Here is an 18,577-nt window from a genome sequence, read left to right on the forward strand (position 1 = left end):
CCACGCGTCCGTCTCGTCGCGGCGAGAGCGCCGAGGACCTGGGGCGAATCTCGGACGAATCGAGCCGCGTCGAACTGGAACGCGGGGTAGCCGATGCGCCGCACTTGTGGGCATCAGCGCCACCACGGCAGCGAGACGCCGCTGCGGCGCTCCGAGGTGAGCAGGATCTGCGAAGTGGCGTAACCGGCCGGTTGGGGCCGAGAGCCACCTGACCGTGCGCCTCGAGTCGGCATCGAAGCGCCGGCCGGCAAAGGCGTTCGGCGAAGACGTTGCAAGGTCGGCCTGATACGCTCCGACCCTGTGGCGGAGCTCCGAAGACTACTCATCCCCGGGATCGCTCGGCGATGCCGCTGCTCGCCGAATGCCGTCCCCCGACGCTGCGTGCAACGAGAGCCGCTATCCGCAAGACTGGAACAGGTAGGGGGACATGAAAGTCATTCTCGGGAAGCTGAACAATGAGCTGCTCGCGAATCTTGCTTTTCAGGCGGCTGCGTTCTGCACCGAGGTTGAAGCTGCGGTCGCTTACGCGCACGGCTCTGATCATCCCCTTCTTCGGGTATGCGAGGAGAAGGGGCCCCGGCTCGTGTTCTACGGCCTCTTGGACGACAGCGGCGCCGTCGGCATCTCGTTCCTAAAGACCCTGCTGGCGTGGGGGCCGTCGCGTGCTCAAGTGCGCTTGGTTAAGGGGAACTACCACCCGAAGGTAATATGGTGGCATGGGTTCGGGGCGTACGTAGGGTCCGCTAACCTGACAGATAAGGCATGGTTCAACAACATCGAGGCGGGCGTGTTCTTTGAGGACGCGGAGCTTGCTGCCAACGGCGTGGGGTCCGAACTTGAAGGGTTGTTCGAGCACCTTGCTGTACGATCCACTCCGGTAACCGATGAACTTATAGCGAAGCTCGAAAAGCTACATGAATCGAGTCGAGCGGTCGATGAAGTGGTGGCCAAGCGCAAAGCCAAGTTCACGGAGCTGTTCAAACACATACCCGATAATTCCGGGTTGATCGCGAAACCGCCGAAAGGAGCCAAGGAGAATAGGGCACTCAAACGCTTTATGGGCGAATGGATGACGACGCTGCAGCTGATGAGAGGACTCGCGAAGGAATTCGCAGCGCTCGGGCTCAGGCCGAAATGGGTGGACGTAGACGCGCATCCAGTGATTCACTTCGACCAGTTCCTTCACGCGTACTACTACGACTACATTAGGGGAGGCGTTGGGGATGAAGACGACGATCTATCGGGAATCGAGAAGGTCGAGGCTTCGTTCAAGAAGCACCGGGCAAATCCTGCTGCTGCCTTGAAGGAGGCGGCGGCGTGGTGGGCAGCGCTGCCGACGAATAGCTACGGTGAAGAAGACTTCATACGGCATATCGCGCCGGACATGCAGAGACGCCTCAGCCAGAGTGCCGTGCAGAAGATGGATCTGCAGTCCTTCACTGAAGCCCTTCGGCACGTCAACGCATTCAGAATGCACGCGCGCCAGGTGAAGAACGTCGAATTCGGGCTCCCCGTCGAGCATCATGAGACCCTCGACCAACGCGTAGACCGTCTATGCGCCTGGCAATGGAATCAGCGGTCGCCGAAGCGTAAGACGGTGCGCGATGTGTTGGAGTTCGTCCTCTGGGCTACAAGCCCAAGCGACATGGAGGAGCGGTTGTGGCTGGGCGTATCGAGCGAGCAGTACCGTATTCCCCACTTCGGTCAGAGTACGTTGGGGGAAGCCGTTGGATGGGCGCGTCCAGACGACTACCCACCGAGGAACAACCGCACCAACAAGGCCCTGCGCTCGCTAGGGCACGACGTGAAACTGTTTTCGAAAACATAGCCGTGCGTAGGGCTTGCGCCTCGACGCTGTGATCTTGGTTTGCTAAAGCGAACGCGGCGTGATCCATGTCAACCGATTCGGCTTTGTCGCCCGTGTGTCAGGCATCACTTCTTGAGGACGCCGCCGCTCGCCGGCTGGTCGCGAATCCAGTGGAGCACCTGGTCGGCGTGCGCATTGGCGAGTTGCTCCGGATCGACGCCCGCCAGGAGCGGAAGCGGAGAGACCATCCACCCCGTCGTGGCGCCTGGAACCTGAAAACAGACTGGGACTGGAAGGCCCTTCGGCGGGACAACGCTGGAGTGCTTGCTGAGCCCAGGAAGCTGCAGGATGAGCGGGCTCGCGACAGCCGCGGGCCACGCCTCTAGCCATAGGCCAGCCCACCACCATCTTTTCGCCTTCGTGATCTGGAAGCCTTCGTAGCCTAGGGTCGAAGAGTTAAACCCCCCGACGTGGATCGATGAATCCCGAGCGAGCGCGTCGTGGAGAGCCTGCGTCGCTCGAAGCGCACCTGCGAACGCCAGCGCTGCTGTTCCGTCACGCAAGAGCGCTTCCTCTGCAGCGGTGAACGGACGCGGTGCAGGGCCAAGCCGATGCTCAATCAGCCGCGCAAAATCCCGAAGGTACGTTCCTAAGTCAGAGCCGGCCCGTGACGCTGACTCGGCCTCGCAGAACGCCGCAACCTGCTCCCAAGTGACGCACTTCGGGGAGCAGCGGTTCCCGACCTGCGCCTTCGCGTCGCGGTGCATCGCTGCGAGCGAACACCGCGGGCCGAGCAGGAGCAGTATCGAATCCGTTCCGTTCGCGGTCGCGTATCGGTCCAGCCATTCAACGTAGGGCAGCAGCTGATCGTCATGCAGCCACGAGGCAAGCTTCGCTTCGAGAACGACCGTGACACTTGGCGCAGTGAAGACGACATCAGGCCGCCCGTTCAGGACAACGAGTTGCGTCTGAACTGCCACACCGGAAGTCTTAACGTCTGCGAATTCAAGCAAGAACCGTTCGGCAAGGTTCCCGTGCCGCAGCAGATGGGAAAGTGCTTCCGTGAAGCGGTCCTCCTCGTTCTCGGCAAGTAGCGCGTGCAGCGGGTTGAACGAGGTTGGCTCCATGTCTCACCTGTGTACGCCAACCGCGCACGGCCGCAAGTCTACGGCGGCCCATCGCGCGCGCGTGCGCCAGCGAGCGAGCTGCGCGCGCCGTGAGCGGGACGATGCTCGCGGCGTGGGTGCTGCTCGCCTACGTCGCAGTGCTTGCGCCGGTATGGGGGTGGATCTTCTCAAGCGCCGCGCGCTCGCGGATCCACTCGTAAATTGCCCTTGCTCGTTGGTCGGTCGCCGCTTCCGATCCGTATCCTCCCGCGAAATTCAGCTGCTGCCCGAACGCTTGGTTCAGCAGGCGGTGTGCGACGCGGCACGCGTACATCTTGTCATCCATCTCGGTGATGCGGCCCGGGAACTTGCTCGCGGGGCGGAACCTTCGGATCGCCTTCCGAAAGGAGCTCGGGTCGATGTCGCACTCGAAGCCGTCTCGCATCCCGGTCGCGGACAGCACGAGGTGGAACGCGATAACCAGCGCCTCGGCCACCGGTACGTCTTGCTGAACGGCGCGCTCCCGCTCCGCGCGCGCGCCCTTCGGTAGCGGCTCGCCGTCGGGGAGCTCGCCTCGGATGGTGAACTGCTCGTCAGCTGCGCACTCGTGCGCCGCCCGCTTGTCGATGAACAGCGAACCGCAACCGGGACACTTCCAGTACATGAGCACTCCGTGGGCGGATGGAGAACCGGGGCAGCTAGTTGACGCGATCCAGGGGAACTGCCGGGACGCGCGGGCCGAGTGCGTTCCGTAAGCGGAGGCAGCGATAGCACATCGTTCGAAGCGTCGCCGAAACGCGTGCGCCATGCTGCGCACAGACGGGCTCGCAGCAGAGGATGCACCTGCCAACCGACGAGCGTTGGTGCCCACGCGTTGAGCAGCTGACGCAAGCGGCGATCGCCTTTCTCACCCACCCTCCACGTGCGCGATGACGCGCTCCCGCCTGATCTCGGCAGTCGTGCCGCTCAGGTCCACCTGGTAGCGCATCGTGAAGCGCCGAGGTCTTCGCCGTTCCTGCAGGAACACCACGTCTGCCGGGCAGCAGAGGTGCTGTCGGATCTGGGCTAGGCACACGAGCTGATTGTCCTTCACCGTGTCCCCCTCCTTCTTCACTTCAAGGAACATGAGCTCGCCGGAAGGCTTGAACAGGAACAGATCGGGCTCGCCGTACCCCTTGCGACCGTCCGGCAGCGCACGTCTCGCGTCACGTAGCTCTCGGAGCATCGGCGCTGGTGCAAGCTGCTCGAGCGTCATCCGCCCGCGGTAGTGTCGCGCGATGTTCGGTTCGACTTCAGGCATGAGCATGTAGTCAGGAAATCCGAGCCACCCCTCTGTACGGTGATAGTGATCCAGGACGAAGGCCTCGCCGAAATGGTAGGCGGGCTGGTTCGTGACGATCGCTCGCTTCTCGATGAACGCGGGCATCAGCGACTTGTCACCCGTCTTCCATGCCATCAGCTGGTCAGCCTCGTACGAGAGCAGCTTCTCCTCGAATACGTGAGTCACGCGTCCTCCGTGTTCGATGTCAGAGGCAACTGGCGGCCTTACTCTTGCAGTCGAGATCCGTGCTGCGGAAAGTAATTGCTGCGAACACCCCTAGCCCCTTCGCGAATACGCCTTCCGCCTGCGCGTACCTGAGGATCGTGATGGTCTCGAGCCCCTTCGGCAGCTGCGCAAACGGCAGGCGAACGCGGCAACGGCGTCCATCTTTCAGCTCTCCTTCGCAACTCGTAACGTCCGACCAGCTCAGGCCCGGTCTCGTCTCGAGCCGCAGCACAACGACCCGGGAAAGGCGCGGGTCGTCCCAGGATACGATGCGGGTTCGAAGCAACTGATGGACAGAAGTCATGACTAATGTCCTCCGGCGAGATGACCTTCAATCCGCGTTCAACGCGCGAAGTTGCAGGCATCGTCGGCTCAGCAGGTAAGTGGCTGAGCAGCCGGTACCGTCCGTTGGGGATTTCGCGATGAACCAGCGGCTTGGAACGGATGTGAGGCGAACGAGTCCCCCTCGTGGCGCTCTGCCACGCTGAGAACGGCTGACGAGTTCGAGGGTCCTCTACCTGAAGGCTAGGGGCGCGGCGGCAACGAGGCCAGCCGTCCGTCTGCGTCGATGCATCGCGGCCTCCGTAGAACCTTCGGTACAAAAAAAGCCGCGGCGGGCCGCGGCTTCACGAACTCTGGGTGCAAAAAAGCCGCGGTCTCCCGCGGCGGCGGCTTCTGGTGGGCTGCTCCTGCCCCTAAGCGTCGATTACGATAGCGAAAGGGCCTACAAATGTCAAGAGGATCCGACGCCGTCGCCTAATGCGGCGCGTGTCGGGCTAAATAGAAGCCGCGAGTTCGGCGGCCGATTCTCTCCGCCCTCAGGCGAGAGCGATTGCTCGATAACCTCTGGTTGCGTGTCGGAGTGTGGCTGCCTCCAGCCGAATCGCGAGCAGTTCCTCCACCGTGCTGGCATTGTTCGCCGTCACCGTGAGGCTCACCAGGGTGCTGGTTGCGCGCAGCGGAAGCCCGACGACGATGACCTGTCGGGTCCGGGCGTTCTCGAACCGCAGCGATACGCACATCCGCGGAATCCACGGCGCTGCAGGACACGGCGCCCCCGTCTGGCGCCGGCTCCTTGTGCCGGCCGACATGACGCCCGCCAAGTTCCACGCCGGCGGCGAGCATCCGTAGGTCCTCAGAGGCCGATGTCCTCGCGAGGGTCCCCGAGAGCCCAGGACCAGAAATCCGCGGGTGCGAGTTCTCCGTCCTCGGCATCCGCCATCGGCGCGAGAACCGCGACGACGGCGCGAGTTCTCGCCGGAGGCAACAGGGCCAATGCGCTTGTGCCGTGGAAACCGCCCTCATTAAGGCGGCGAGCGCTGCCGAGGCGAGGACCAAGCTCGCTCGAGCCGAGAGGGACTGCGGGAGTGGAGAGCAGCTTGTGCTGGCATCGGCCCATGATTCCGACCTCGAGGAGCGGGAGCGGCACCGCGCCGCTCGCTCCGGCAGGCGGCGCGGTGCGGCGAGTACCGGCGCGCGCGAGTCGCTACGTAAGACGCTCCGTCAATGGGCCTGTCTGCACCGCCCGTTCCACTCGGTGTCCGACGCGCGTTGCTCCAGGGACCTGCCCCCCGGACCGAGCCGCGTATGACTGTCAGCGAATGGAGTGATGCGCCGCGCATCCCGGAGGGCGTCGCAAGCTGCTGTCGGAGGCGAACTGGGATGTGGCGACCCGGCGAGAGCCGCTACTTCCGCCGGTGCTTCGCCTTGCCGCGCATGAGGAGGCGGTGCGTCTCCAGGACGCGGCGAACGTAACCGTTCGCAAACCCGCCCCGGGCGTCCCCGGTGTTGTACGCCGAGAGCGCGTCGAGGAGTGCCCGCTGGTCGGGGCCCTGCCGCGCAGCCATCGCCGCGTAGTTCGCGCTGAGGATGGCTGCACCCGCCCAGACGTTGGTGCAAGGATCGAGCGCGTCTTCGATCGAGAGTCCGAGACCGGGAAGGTTTCGGCTGTTCACCTGCATGAGCCCTAGATCGACGGTGTATCCGGCGCGGATGGCCCAGCTTGCGATCCGTGCCGCCTCGCCTCGGTTCGCCGGTCTCGCGATCCACGGGCCATTCACATGAACGGCGTGCGGGACGCCGGCCGATTCGGCCTGGATGATGGCGAGGAGCGTCGTGGGCCCGACGTTGGGCGCGCACAGGGCGACGAGCAGCTCCAGCGCGGGGAGGGTCACCTGTAGCTCCAGACCGGCCGCACGGCGGACTCGAGGTCCGTCACTCGGACGGGACCGTAGTAGCGGCTGTCCCAGCTCAGCCGGTGGTAGGTGGACACGAGCCAGATCTCCCCGTCGTGCACGACGTGTCGCCCCGGCGGATACGGCCGCAGCAGCTCGAGGGGGCGAACTTCGATCGGGCGCGTGTTCGGGAGGAGGCGGCCGTTGACCCGTAACCCCTCGTGTCCGATCTCGACGACGTCACCCGCCACCGCCGCCACCGGCTTGACGAGGCGAGGCAGCCGGCCGGGGCAAAACCCCGAAGGTAGGAAGCCGGCCTCCCGCCCGGCCCTGAACCGCGGCTCATCCGGCGGGCAGAAGGTCACCACCGAACCGCGCCCGATCGGCTCGCTTACCTTCCGCCACAGTCCGGGCGGAACCGACTCGCTCGCCACCCAGAGGAAGCCGAGTTCACGGGCAGCGACAACGGCGAGGACGAGGGCGCCGACCGCGACGCAGACGACCCGAAGAACGACCGTCATGTCCGCGTCTCTTCCCGCGCGGCACCGGACAGGACGAACGGCGCTGGGCGGATGATCCCGCTCGACGGGGCCGGCATCCGCGCCCGGCGCTCGAACACCGGGTCTCGGAAGTACAGGATCTGGGTAGCCGCGATCGGACTGTGTCCGGCCACGAAGACGAGGACCTCGCCGGGGTCCGTGATGCGCCCCGCCGGATCTTTCACCGCTGCTCGCAGGCGCATGCACTCGTCCGGTGTGAGGAGGGGCCGCTTCGACTCGTGGACCGTCCGCGAGACGTGGCCGAGGAGAGCAGCAAACCGCTGCCCCGACATGTTGAAGTCCTCCGTCACCACCGTCGCGGTTCCCGTCATGCGCGAGAGCCACTCGGCGGTGTCGAGCTTGTTCGGCGCGTAGGCGATACGGACGTGGCAGTTCGAGATGATCGACTCCTCGCGCCCGTACGCGCCCCAGAGCTGCGCGAGGTCCTGCATCACGATGTACGCCTTGATGCCGTAGCCACCGAGATAGGCGAGGGCCTCCTGGAAGACCTCGAGCCTCCCAAACGAAGGGAACTCGTCGAGCATGAGGAGCATGCGGTGCTTGTGCGGCGGGACGGGCTCGCCTCCCTCGAAGCGGAGCCCCTCGCGCACCAGTACCCGGACGATCTGGTTCACGACGAGGCGCATGAGCGGCCGCAGCCGGTCCTTGTCGGCCGGGCGGACCACCAGGTAGAGCGACACCGGTCTCTCATGGTCCATGAGGTCCGCGATGCGAAAGTCGCTGTGGCTCGTGTTCCGGGCGACGAGCGGGTCCCGGTAGATGGACAGGTACGACATGGCCGAGGACAGCACGCTCCCGCGCTCCTCGGCGGGGCGGTTCAGCATGTCGCGTGCCGCGGCCGCGATGACCGGGTGCTGCGCGCCGCCCTCGAGATGCTCGTTCGCGAGCATCGCCTGGTAGAGGCGGTCCACCGGCTCCTCGGGATCCGAGAGTGCGAGCGCGAGGTCGGCGAGGGTCGCTGGCCGGCCGCTCGCTCGCGCTTGAAAGGCGAGGTGAAGGACGACGCCCGTGAGGAGGGCGTGGGCCGTCTTCGCCCAGTGATCGACGAGGCCCTTGCCGTCGGGGTCTACGAGGATGGTGACGAGGTTCTGGACGTCGGCGACCTCGTGCAGGCTGCCGAGCCGGATCTCCTCGAGTGGATTGAAGGCGCTGCTGCCGCTCGGAGCCGCCGGGTCGAACTTCACGACCACGTTCCCGCCGCCGCGCGACCGCCAGCCTGCGGTGAGCTCCCACAGCTCGCCCTTGAGGTCGTGGGCGATGACCGAGCCCGGCCAGGAGAGGAGCGTTGGCACGACGAGCCCGACCCCCTTTCCGCTCCGGGTCGGGGCGATGGCGACGATGTGCTCGGGCCCGTCGTGCCTCAGGTACCTGAGGGTGCCGTCCTCTTCTCTCCAGGCGCCGACGTACACGCCGGCTCTGGGCCCGCGACACGGCGCGAGGAGGCCAGTCGCCTCGATCTCCCGTCGCGAGGCGAAGTGCGCCGTCCCGTGGCGGCCGGCGTGCCGGGCCGTGCTGCGCACCGAGAGGCCGTAGAAGAGCGCATGCGCGAGCCCCGCCAGCAGGACGAAGGCGACGAAGACGACCTGGACGGACGCAAAGAGCTTCGGGGCCGCACGGTCGTGGTCGAACGCCCACGAGACCCATCCCCACGGCGCGTACACGTGGCCGAACCAGGGTCTCCCCAGCGCCGGATGGTAACGGAACCGATGCGCGACGTACGCCGTGATCGCCGCGCTCGCGGCGAGCACGGCCATGATGCAGGCGAACAGCCCGACCGTCGCGACGACGAGTGCTCTCGGGTGCCGGCTCCTCGGTGTCACAAACGTGCCGAGATGCGCGCCGCATGCCAGAGCGCGCATCAAGGCGCGACGCGCAGGCGCGGATGCTGCCGAGGCGAACCCGAACGTTCAGGAACGGCCGGGTTGGTGTGGGGCCGCTACCCCACGCGCTTCCTCCCGCGCATCAGTCGGTGAGCCGTGATCCTCGGCTGAGTTGCGCTCCGAGACGACGGTCCCGCGTGCGAGAGGGGCACCGCGCTCGTTGGAGCCATCCGCAAAGATGAGTCGCGGCGCGAGTTCCCGGGCGATGGCGAGGACGTCGCGGCAGGATTCCGGGCTCCCGCGGACCTCGACCGGCGCGTCGCCGAACCTCGCCGAGGCAATCGCCACCGCCGTACGAATGGCTTCCGGCGTCCGGTGCGCCACCTCCACGCCCGCGGAGGAGTCCACCACGCGGCCTCCGTCGGGAAGCGAGTAGACGATGGATCCGTCCTCTCGGACCTCACTCGCGATGCCGAGGAGGAGAGGGGAGGCGTGGGCGGCGGCATCCGGTCCGGTGAGAAACGGACCCTCGACCGCCGGAGACGCGCTCGCCGCCTCGGTCCGTCTCCGGGTCGACTTGGCACGCAGGATTTCGAGCGCAGCGACATCGCCCTCCTCCGCGCACACGACGAGAAACGCATTCCAGGTGGGGAGCGGGTGGTTTGCGGAGATGGCGTTGCGCGTCGACCGCCGTCGCGCCCGCGCCGCAGCGAGGTCACTCTGTCGCTCGCGGGCGAGCTCCATGTACGCGATGCGCTTCTCGGTACGGGAGAGGGTCGTCGCCTGCCGGATGAGGGTGCGGCGCTCCGCATACCAGGCGCGGAGCTGCTCGGTGAGACGGTGCTCCTCGCGACGCGCCGTATCACGCGCGTCCTCTCGTTGGGCCAAGATGCCGGAACGGGCCTGCTGATACGCTTCGAAGAGTCGGGCCGACGCCGCTGAGCCGTGGAGCGGCAAAGGGCGATACGAGCTGACCGGAACGACGTCCGTCACGCCCGGCCCAGCAGGCACGTAGGGCCCGAGCCGCTTCTGAAGGGCGCGAAACGAGAGATCGCGCGCGAGGTCGCTCGGGCGCGCGGTGGCTCGTGCGTGTCGTGCCTTCACCACGAACCCAGCCCCGCGCGGCCGTAGCTCGAGATCGAAGCGGGCGAGCGCCGCGTGAAAAGCCTCCCAGGTCGGGCCGCTCGTCGCGAGGACCTCCCGCAGCGCAGGCAGGACGTTCGCCCGCGTCCACCGGAGGAATGACTCTGCCCGGACGGAGCCATCGACCATTCCCGCGCCCGCAGAGCGGGGGGTGCGCCGGTCACCACGCTCCGTACGGGAGCGGAGGCGCTCGAGCCCGTGTCGCACCTCGAGCTCGCGGCACACTTTCTGGAGCGCGAGCTTGTCGTAGTACGGCTCGACGTTCCGGAACGTCACGGGATGGATCTTGTTGACCGCGACGTGAAGGTGAACGTGCGACGTGTCGATGTGAACGGCCGAGATCCGCTGGTGTTCGGCGAGCCCGATGGCCTCGACGAGCGTGTGCTCGACGTCGCGGAGCTGCTCTGGCGAGGGCCTCTCGCCTGCGGGGAACGAGACGACGAGGTGATAGCTCCGGTCCGCCCTGGCGCGGGTGTTCTTGGCCTGGGTCGCCGTGATGACCGCGATGGGGAGGTCGAACCCGTCCTCGGGTGCCGAATCGACGTTCGTCGCGCGCGCGAGCTCGACCTTGGCACCCTCGTGCTTCGCGTCGAGGATGTACCGGGCGAGCCGCTCGAAGCTCGACCCCTTCTCGCGTGGGATCCGCTTCGCGATCACGGCCTTCGATGGACCCTGTTGATGGCCTCGAGGAGCTTGGCCTGGGTTGCCTGGAGGTGGCGCAGGAGGTCCGAGAAGTCGCTCGACCCACCTTCTCCTTGCGACAACGACAGCTTGAGAAGCCCGCCGAGCCGTCCCTGGTCGGCGTGGATGCGGGCGAGCGCGAGGACGGCGTCAGCATCGAACGCGCTCGCGGGCTCGTAGCCGAGCCCGACGGTCCTCAGGTAGGCAGACTGCGACAGGCCGGTGGCACGAGCGAGCCGCTGGATCTCGGCGCGCTCGTCCGCAGTGGCCCACACGCAGATTGGTTTTCCTCGTGGTCTCGTCATCGCAGCGATCGTTGTGCCTGGAAGCGCGCGGCTCTCCACCCGGGCTCCGCTTCTCGTAGGTCGCGCGCCCGGACGTGTCGGTCCTTGCAGTTGTCGGGCCCTTCCCGCGAGGTTGCGAACCGATGTCTCCGCGCCGCTAAGGACCCGTCCGTGCGCCTCGTCCCGTCCACGAAACGGACCTGCGGTGCAGGTCGCGGACCTCTGCGGCGTGGGCCGCCAGCGGTTCCGGCGAAGCGAGCAGCTTGTGAGCCGGACCCGCGGCACCAGATCGACGGGGGCAGAGCCGTCCCGGCCACAACGAAAGACGGTCAGGACACCTGATCGGTCGCGGCCCGCGGCGGCCGCCACGAAGAAAGCCCCGACGTCAGCGCTGCAGCCGGCCGGTCACGACATCGTGTCGGTCGGCGGAAGTCAGGGGCATCCTCGCTGCGCGCCCGCAACCCGGGGGCCGTCCGCGCGGCGACCGTGCCGGCCGCGCGGCGGCCCTCGGATCCGGGCTTCTCCTGTTCCGCTGCCGGCGCCAGTTCGGCCGTCACTACCCAGCGTACGCATCCATCGGTTCAACATCGCGACGCCGGCACAGGACGCGAGCGCCGGCAACCCGCGCGCCTTGTACGAGCGCGCTACGACTCGCGCGCGCCAGAATCGTCGAGAACGCGCTTGAGCCACGCCAGGGAGGCGTGGGCCTCGCCCTCGTGGCCGCAAGGGCACGGTCCGAAGGCACTTACCGCGTCGCGTCGCTCCCTGGCATTGACTCACCGTCATCATAGGAATCATGTTCGCGGCGGCGGCACCCTCCTTGCAACCGTGGAGCGGGGAACGCGCCGGCCAGTGCCATCATCCGGCCGTTGTTGAGCTCACGCAGCAAGTTCACCTGCTACCGGCATGCTGTTCCGCCAAGGAGGCAACGTGCGTCTCTTCAAGAAAGTGGTCGGCGTGGTTGTCGCGGCCGCGCTTATCGTGAACGTCACTGGATGTGCCGCGATGTTCCACGGCACCTCGCAGCAGGTCGCGATCAGGAGCAACCACCCGAAGGCCGACATCTACGTGAACGAGGCGTATCTCGGGAAGGGAAACACCGTCACCTCGTTCAGAAAGAGCCAGAACTACACGATTACCGTCCGAGAGGAAGGCTGCGAGGCATCAACCCTTCCTGTCTCCAAGTCCTTCGACGCCGTGACGCTCCTCGGCGTTCTGCTCGACTTGGGCGTCATCAGCATTCTGGTCGTCGACGGTGCTGCTACCGGGGCGTGGACCCAGTTCGACCAGACCAGTTATGTCCTGGATCCGCGCTGCGTGACAGTGACCCCCGCTGCGGCGAGCTACCAGCCCGCATCGCACCGACCCGGCACATAGCGTATCGGTACGAGTCGCGTCGAGCGGTCCCCGAGGCCCTCAACCTCGCCGGTGAGGGCCACTGCCGCGGCCTCCCAAACGACTGCAGAACGACTGTGGTACCGTCAGTGGACTCGCGTCGCGTCGACGGATTCGTGATCTTCCGTGTTGATCAACTTATCGTCACACACGACGATATCCGTCAGGGGGAGCCAGAGAACAGTCGTGACAGTATCGATCGGGCTGATCTCCCAGGCCGACCCGTCTTCGAGGTTCACGATTTCGCCGTCCGCAGAGACCTCCTCCACCCAATGTCCGGATTCACACGACCCGGTGTAGCCGCCGCGCGCAGTTGGGCGGCCCGGGTTCGAGCGACGGTTCCCGCGTGTCGGTCTCGACGCCCGAGCCGCGTCGGCGGCGTTCCGCTCGGCCGCGCGCACGCGCGTCAGCTCCTCGCTGCTGAGCCAGTCGTGGTTGCAGAGTGTCAGGTACCGTCCGGTGAGGCACGTGTCGAGGTTCACCTGGAGCTCCGCCTTCCGCACGGAAGCGGCCTCAGTGGGCGTGAGCAAGTTGTGTGTGCACAGGGTGGGGTAGCGGCCTGCAAGGCACGTTTCCAGGTTCACACGGCGCTCGGCGTCACGAACTGCTGCTAGCTCTTCCTTCGTGAGTAGGTCGTGTTTGCAGAGCGTGGGATAACGCCCCGCCATGCAGGCGTCGACGTTCGCCCTCCGCTCTGCCTCACGGACGGCGGTCAGCTGATCCTTCGTGAGCAACTTGTGCTTGCAGAGGGTCGGGTATCGCCCGGTGAGGCAGGTTTCGAGGTTGTCTGCTCGGGCCGGAGCCGCGGCAGCGATCAACGTCGCTACCATCAACGAGAAGCGGAGCATGCAGTTCCCTCCGTTGGAACGCTACACCGGTCAACGATGGTTCGGACAGACTTCGCATCGGCAAGCGCCAGACGCTGAATTCGGTCGCGGGGGAACTCTCGCCGGTTCCCCCTGCCCTGGAGTCCCGCCGCTCAGCACCGAAAGTCCACCTCAGAGGCGGCGGGGGGACGGACGAAATGACGACCGGCAAGTCCGCGAGCGCGGGCTTCCGTGCGATGCCTGTGGTCGGCGCCGACGGCCCTGCAGTAGACCAGTAGACCTGAAGAGCAGAAACGCCTTCCCTCGCGCGTAAAGCTGGCGCTGCACCCTGTGGTTTGCGTCAGCCTACTCGCGTCGATCTCTTGGGCGACAGCACGTCGTTGAGCGCGGGGTCCGGCAGACTAGATCAACGCTCAACGCCGAACTGCAGCTTGATCTCGCAGTGCGCCTAGTGTGCCCTGAAGCGGCGTCCACCCGCCCGGCGCCGGCCGCAACCGAGGATCCTCGAGCCCGAGTTGCTGGAGCGTGTAGTCCGTCTTCGCGTAGTTGCACGGCCCGCACGAGGTGACAAGGTTCTCCAAGTTCGTGGCGCCTCCCCTGCTGTGCGGTACGACATGATCAGCGACCGCGGTGAAGCAACGCGCGATGCCGCTGTTGCTGCGATTCGTAGGCCCGCGCGGAAAGTAGTCGTTTCCCATGAGCGCATGAAGAGCCTTTAGCAGCTCCCCCGAGACCACCGGGGTATGGCAGTAGCGGCATCGATACCCGTCACGCACGAAGACGGCCTCCACCATCGCCGCCGGCGGGTCCTTCTTCGCGTCGAGCAAGCCGTTGTACTTGGGGAGTGTCTTGGTGCCGAGAGTTGCCACCCGCAGTTCGCCGGCCCAGAGGCCGTGCTCGTCGCACCAGTCGTGCAGGTCCCGATCCTGAACCAGGCGAAGGCTCGCCTGGGCAACTGGGATCTCGCCGCGCGCAGCCGACAACACCGCTGTCTCGAAATGCTTGAAGGATGCGCTGTGCCATTCCGGGCGGGGCAGTAGCGAGAAGCGGCTCCATTGCGCGGGCGTTTCGCCAAGAGTCGGACAAGGCTGCTGGGTTCGGCACATGTTCGCCTCGGTGCTCGCTAGCCTACCTGACTTGAGCGGCGAGAGGCCTCCGTTTCGGGCCCAAGCGCGCCGCAAGACCGGGACCGCCGAATCCCAAGGCGAGCGTGACACCCGGAGTGGGCTTGTGTCGGTTGGTCGCAGCCCCTGCCGGTGCGGCCGTGCAACACTGTGGGTGATATCCGCGGCGGCGTAGCGGTCGGGGTCAGCCGCCTTCATCTCCTGCAAGATGAGGCTGACGGCACTCAGGAGAGGAATGGTAGTTACCACACCCGACAGGGGCTCGCGTGCTCTGTAAAAGTGGGCCATTAGCGGTGCACGCTACCCGATGCGACAGAACCAATGCGGATGCCGGGTTCGGGACAAAGGCGTCGCTACGGGTCACCTTCTTGCACGCTGCCGCATCGGGTGAGCGGGTCCATCTCGTCAGCGACGGAGCGCGCCCATGTAGCCCAGCGCTGTTGCCCGTCATCGTCTGCTCCGCGTGCCTGGAGCACTGCGGCGGCGTATTCCCGGAGCAGCGATGCCTCGCGCCACGCGCGAGCATCCGTGAGGAGCTCGCCGCGTCTCGCTTCTTCCTGTTCGCGCCGCTCTCGCGCTTCGGCCTCGCGCCGTTCCTGCTCGGCCCAGGCGCGCCTCCGCCGCTCAAGCTCGACCTCGGCGTCTCGGTTCTCTTGAACAAGGCGGCGAAGCAGCGCCGGTACTTCGGCGAGAGCATGCTCCAGTGTCGCGCGCTTGCGCTCCGCGAGCCGGGCACGGTAGCGGTAGCCGACGTTTGGGTCGTAGACTTCGAGCGTGAAGCGGTTCGTCGGGTGATAGTCGGCCTTAGGGACGGAGTGGAAGTGCGGGTGCGCTGCTATCTCCCGTCGTTCTTCAGGCGTGGGGCGGTGCGGGGTCCGCGCGTTCTCTTCCTTGAAGCGGAAACGGAACTTCTCCCCGTCCACTTCGAGCATCGTCTTGTCGTCGACGAAGAAGACGCGTCCAAGCACGTCAGGGCCCTCTATGGTCCGGACGAACATGTCCAGGAGACGGCCCGCGCGTTCCGTGTGGTCGCGCGCGACCGCAATCTGGATGAATCCTCGCGGTGTGCGAAGGAGCTTGTCATCGAGTTCGGGTCGGTACGATAGGCGCGGGTCTGGCTTGAGAGCCCGGAGCGCCTTCCGCACGAGTGGGTGAAGATCGGGAGGTACCACGATACGCATGCCGCTGCTCCTTGATCGGACGTCGATGGGCATCTTCACTGGTGCATCAGAAGAACGTTACGAAAATGGAGTGGCCGATGGCCTGGATGATGGGCATTCAGATGAAGCGACCCCCAGCTCAGGATGTGCCCTCGAAGAACGACCCTTACTTCTGGAAACGACCGCCAGAGCGGCTCGTGTGCGCGACGTGCGGCAAGAAGACGAGAGCGCGTTGGGCGTCGGTACTTCAGGGGTGGTACAGGGGGACTGACGAAAAGCACTACTGCGGGCCCAAGTGTCTGCCCAAGCGAGCCGCCGCAGGAAAGCGACGGGAGAGGCCGATCTACGCTCGGATGACCGCGCCTGAGGGAACGACGGCCGACGACCTGGACAGATGGGCGGCGTGGACGAGGCGAGCGCTCGTCGAGATCATGAGCAAGAAGGATGAGTACAGCGACACCGCAGAACCGGAACTTGGGCACAGTACGCGCCTGCGGGAGAAGGCGGAACGCCTGCGGCGCGATGCGAAGCGCCTCCAGCTCGAAGCTGACCGCCTAGAACGCGAGGCTGACGTGATCGCGACGCCGCGCGAGAGCGTGCGCTAGTTCCTTGTGCTCCTCGGGTTATCGAGCGCGATGAACCCCCGACGCGCGGCGGCTTTGTGTCAGAGCGGTAACCTATGCTGTGCCGCACAAGCGAGGAGGAGCGTGCGTGGGACTAAACCCCTGCATCGGAGAAGAGGAGCAGCGCGTCCTGCGCGCAATCTTTATCGCACCCGAGGACGTGAACGTTCCGCAGTTCCGGGCGAAGCATCCTAAGGATCGGAAGATCGTCGATCGGCTTATCGGGCGGTACATTACGACGCGTTCCGATCATTACCGCCTGACGCTCGCGGGGCTGTACGCATGCGATATGGACGGGGCGCGGCACATAATCGAGATGTTTAACGCGCTCATCCCCGCCCTGCAGAAGCTTTACGTCGCCGACCCTGCAGGTCAAAAGAACATCCCGCTCGTTCTGGAACAAGCACGAGCCAACGGTCTCCCATCCGTAGTCGCCGCCGACGCTACCCGCGCGCTGTCGTATGTCTTGCCGGAACTCAACGTGTGCGGCGGATGGAACTGGGGTTCATCCGGTACCACCATCAGTAGCTTCACGCTTACCGATCTGGTGTATGACCTCGAGCCGCTTCCGATCCGCGTCCTCGCGGACGAGGTGCCTGGGCCGCCTGTCGCGTTCATCACCGTTGAGCGGATCCAAGCCGCAGCCGACGACGTAATACGGTTCATGGCTCACTATCGAACGACGCCACTCGACCCGAACGTTGGGAAGCACGAGTTTTCTGGGCCGACCCTCATGGAATCAGTGGGGATCTCTCCCGGGCTCCTGAACGACGCGGTGATGATGAGCGAGAGTACAGGGTTCGTTACGTCTGTCGCAGACCGTGCTGCTGCGCCATATCGCTTCCGCAGAGTATGGCTGACGGATGATGGAAGGGCGTACGCGAGGGAGCTTCAGGATGGGTGTGCGCGTCGTCAGCCTACGGCTCCGCCCGTTCGCGCGCTGGACATCTCTGCACTGCACGACTCCGTCAAGCGTGTCGCAGAGCGGCTCGCGACCGATGGGCACTTGCGCCAGGCGGTCATGGACACGTACATCGCGCTCGACAACGAGGTCGCCTCGAGGTCGGGCCTCGGTGAGAATGGCGACGCGCTCATGAACAAGGCGTTTGCACCTAGAGTCGGCACTGCCGCCGTTCTGCAACTCTCCACTAACGATGAAGAGCAAACAGGATTCATGTTTCTCTATAAGGGAGCAATGAAGGCCGTTCGAAACCGGTACACGCACCGGTCGGACCTCGCCCCAGGGTCAGCTGAGGAGGCTGCGGAATGGCTCGCGTTCGTCTCACTGCTCTTCCGTGTTCTCGATTCTGCGAAAAGGAACTAAACAGCGGCGCAGATAGAGGGCGCGGTTCAGGGTCCTTCTTCTTCCTCCTCGGGCCGCTTAACCTGCCCCGCATGACCAAACAGTTAGATCTGCCAGTCCTGTCGGACCCCTACCGAACTCCGACGGTGTCAAGTGTGTGTCCAGCGAACCGTGAGGCCGGACCTCGTTGTAGTCGGTCCGGTACGCTTCGATCTTGCGGCGCGCGTCGTCGAGGCTGATGAACCAGTTCTCGTTTGAGGCGCACGTCGCGGAACTTCCCGTTGAAGCTCTCGATGTGCGCGTTCTCGATGGGCTTGCCGGGCCGGATGAACTCGAGCTTGATGGCGCGGTGGTACGCCCAGCTGTCCACGATGCGGCTCGTGAACTCTCGCTGCCGTTGTCGATGCGGATCACCTCCGGGACCCCGTGCGGCTCGACGAGGCACTCGAGGACCCGCACCACGCGCGGACCGGGGAGTGACAGGTCGACCTCGATGGCCAGGCACTCGCGGGTGAACGCGTCGATGACGTTCAGCGTTCAGCGTGCGGAACGTGCGCGGCGTGGCCTCGTCGGCGCTGGAGGGACGACGCGCAGCGCAGACGCCATTCGTTTGCCCTTCATTCACCGGACGGCCAGCCCTTCCGCGCGATAGACGCGGAACACGAGCTTGTGGTTCATGTAGTGCCCTTCGCGCTGCAGAAGGACGTGGACGCGTCGGTACCCCCTCCAGCGCGGCCGCTGGCCAGCGAGAGCCTTCAGCTTCTCGCGCACCTCGACCCGCTCCGGCCGCCGAGCTCGGTACTAGTAGATCGCCGGCGGCGAGCCCGACACGCGGCAGGCCCGCCGCTTCTTCACCGCGAACTCCGCCCGCAGGACCTCGACGGCCAGGCGGAGCGCGGCGGGCGCCAAACGACAGAACTCTTGCTCCACGGTACGCGGCGCGGACGGTGGTCCGCCGGCCGGCCGTAAGCGGCATTTCAGTGGCTGCACCGGCGAACTCTGCACACAGCGAACCGAATGACGA

Annotated in this window: 15 protein-coding genes and 1 pseudogene; 4 read left to right on the forward strand and 12 right to left on the reverse strand. The window is 65.8% G+C overall.

Translation table 11 applies throughout. The annotated features are described in order from the left end of the window. Nucleotides 1-427: 427 nt before the first annotated feature. Complete coding sequence (locus HWY08_RS07045) at nt 428-1,828, forward strand: anti-phage END nuclease (RefSeq protein ID WP_176064155.1); 1,401 nt, start codon at nt 428-430, stop codon at nt 1,826-1,828. 104 nt (nt 1,829-1,932) lie between these two features. Here the strand turns inward: HWY08_RS07045 and HWY08_RS07050 are convergent, their stop codons facing one another. The 8 genes from HWY08_RS07050 to HWY08_RS07085 all read right to left on the reverse strand — a co-directional run bounded on the left by HWY08_RS07050 (nt 1,933) and on the right by HWY08_RS07085 (nt 11,142). Next, nucleotides 1,933-2,934, reverse strand: coding sequence for a hypothetical protein (locus HWY08_RS07050; protein ID WP_176064156.1), 1,002 nt, complete (start codon nt 2,932-2,934; stop codon nt 1,933-1,935). A 127-nt stretch (nt 2,935-3,061) separates the two neighbouring features. Then, entirely contained in the window at nt 3,062-3,577 is a 516-nt protein-coding gene (locus HWY08_RS07055; protein WP_176064157.1) for a hypothetical protein, read from the reverse strand. A gap of 243 nt (nt 3,578-3,820) precedes the next feature. Continuing rightward, nucleotides 3,821-4,420, reverse strand: coding sequence for a VRR-NUC domain-containing protein (locus HWY08_RS07060; RefSeq protein ID WP_176064158.1), 600 nt, complete (start codon nt 4,418-4,420; stop codon nt 3,821-3,823). Nucleotides 4,421-6,144: 1,724 nt separating this feature from the next. Continuing rightward, nucleotides 6,145-6,633, reverse strand: a complete 489-nt coding sequence (locus tag HWY08_RS07065; protein WP_176064159.1) for a lytic transglycosylase domain-containing protein — start codon at nt 6,631-6,633, stop codon at nt 6,145-6,147. Next, on the reverse strand, nt 6,630-7,154 hold the full coding sequence (traF, locus tag HWY08_RS07070) for a conjugative transfer signal peptidase TraF (protein WP_176064160.1): 525 nt from the start codon (nt 7,152-7,154) through the stop codon (nt 6,630-6,632). The genes HWY08_RS07065 and traF overlap by 4 nt, the downstream gene beginning before the upstream one ends. Further along, nucleotides 7,151-9,013, reverse strand: coding sequence for a type IV secretory system conjugative DNA transfer family protein (locus HWY08_RS07075; RefSeq protein WP_209005135.1), 1,863 nt, complete (start codon nt 9,011-9,013; stop codon nt 7,151-7,153). Before HWY08_RS07075 ends, traF begins: the two co-directional genes overlap by 4 nt. Nucleotides 9,014-9,100: 87 nt before the next feature. After that, nucleotides 9,101-10,813 carry a TraI/MobA(P) family conjugative relaxase gene (traI, locus tag HWY08_RS07080; protein ID WP_176064161.1) on the reverse strand — a complete coding sequence of 571 codons (1,713 nt, stop codon included), beginning with the start codon at nt 10,811-10,813 and terminating at the stop codon, nt 9,101-9,103. Beyond that, nucleotides 10,810-11,142 carry a plasmid mobilization protein gene (locus tag HWY08_RS07085; RefSeq protein ID WP_209005141.1) on the reverse strand — a complete coding sequence of 111 codons (333 nt, stop codon included), beginning with the start codon at nt 11,140-11,142 and terminating at the stop codon, nt 10,810-10,812. The genes traI and HWY08_RS07085 overlap by 4 nt, the downstream gene beginning before the upstream one ends. A gap of 909 nt (nt 11,143-12,051) precedes the next feature. Between HWY08_RS07085 and HWY08_RS07090 the strand changes: the two genes are divergently transcribed. Further along, a complete protein-coding gene (locus HWY08_RS07090) occupies nt 12,052-12,498 on the forward strand; it encodes a PEGA domain-containing protein (RefSeq protein WP_209005136.1) in 447 nt (148 codons plus the stop codon). Between the two features lie 104 nt (nt 12,499-12,602). Here the strand turns inward: HWY08_RS07090 and HWY08_RS07095 are convergent, their stop codons facing one another. From HWY08_RS07095 to HWY08_RS07105, 3 genes are all read right to left on the reverse strand, one after another. Continuing rightward, nucleotides 12,603-13,364, reverse strand: coding sequence for a hypothetical protein (locus tag HWY08_RS07095; RefSeq protein WP_176064163.1), 762 nt, complete (start codon nt 13,362-13,364; stop codon nt 12,603-12,605). A gap of 392 nt (nt 13,365-13,756) precedes the next feature. Then, the gene (locus tag HWY08_RS07100) at nt 13,757-14,449 is read right to left on the reverse strand and encodes an HNH endonuclease (protein WP_176064164.1); all 693 of its coding nucleotides are present in this window, start codon (nt 14,447-14,449) and stop codon (nt 13,757-13,759) included. Nucleotides 14,450-14,820: 371 nt separating this feature from the next. After that, entirely contained in the window at nt 14,821-15,681 is an 861-nt protein-coding gene (locus HWY08_RS07105; RefSeq protein WP_235969529.1) for a hypothetical protein, read from the reverse strand. Nucleotides 15,682-15,689: 8 nt separating this feature from the next. Between HWY08_RS07105 and HWY08_RS07110 the strand changes: the two genes are divergently transcribed. Continuing rightward, nucleotides 15,690-16,232, forward strand: a complete 543-nt coding sequence (locus HWY08_RS07110) for a hypothetical protein (RefSeq protein WP_176064165.1) — start codon at nt 15,690-15,692, stop codon at nt 16,230-16,232. A gap of 106 nt (nt 16,233-16,338) precedes the next feature. Beyond that, nucleotides 16,339-17,574 (forward strand): TIGR02391 family protein, encoded by a 1,236-nt coding sequence (locus HWY08_RS07115; protein WP_176064166.1) that lies wholly within the window; start codon nt 16,339-16,341, stop codon nt 17,572-17,574. A gap of 57 nt (nt 17,575-17,631) precedes the next feature. On the opposite strand, the pseudogene HWY08_RS07120 reads toward HWY08_RS07115, so the two are convergent. Then, nucleotides 17,632-18,462 (reverse strand): annotated as a pseudogene (locus tag HWY08_RS07120) (IS3 family transposase); the annotation flags it as partial. Nucleotides 18,463-18,577 lie beyond the last annotated feature (115 nt).

The sequence above is a fragment of the Anaeromyxobacter diazotrophicus genome (assembly GCF_013340205.1).
GTDB lineage: Bacteria > Myxococcota > Myxococcia > Myxococcales > Anaeromyxobacteraceae > Anaeromyxobacter_A > Anaeromyxobacter_A diazotrophicus.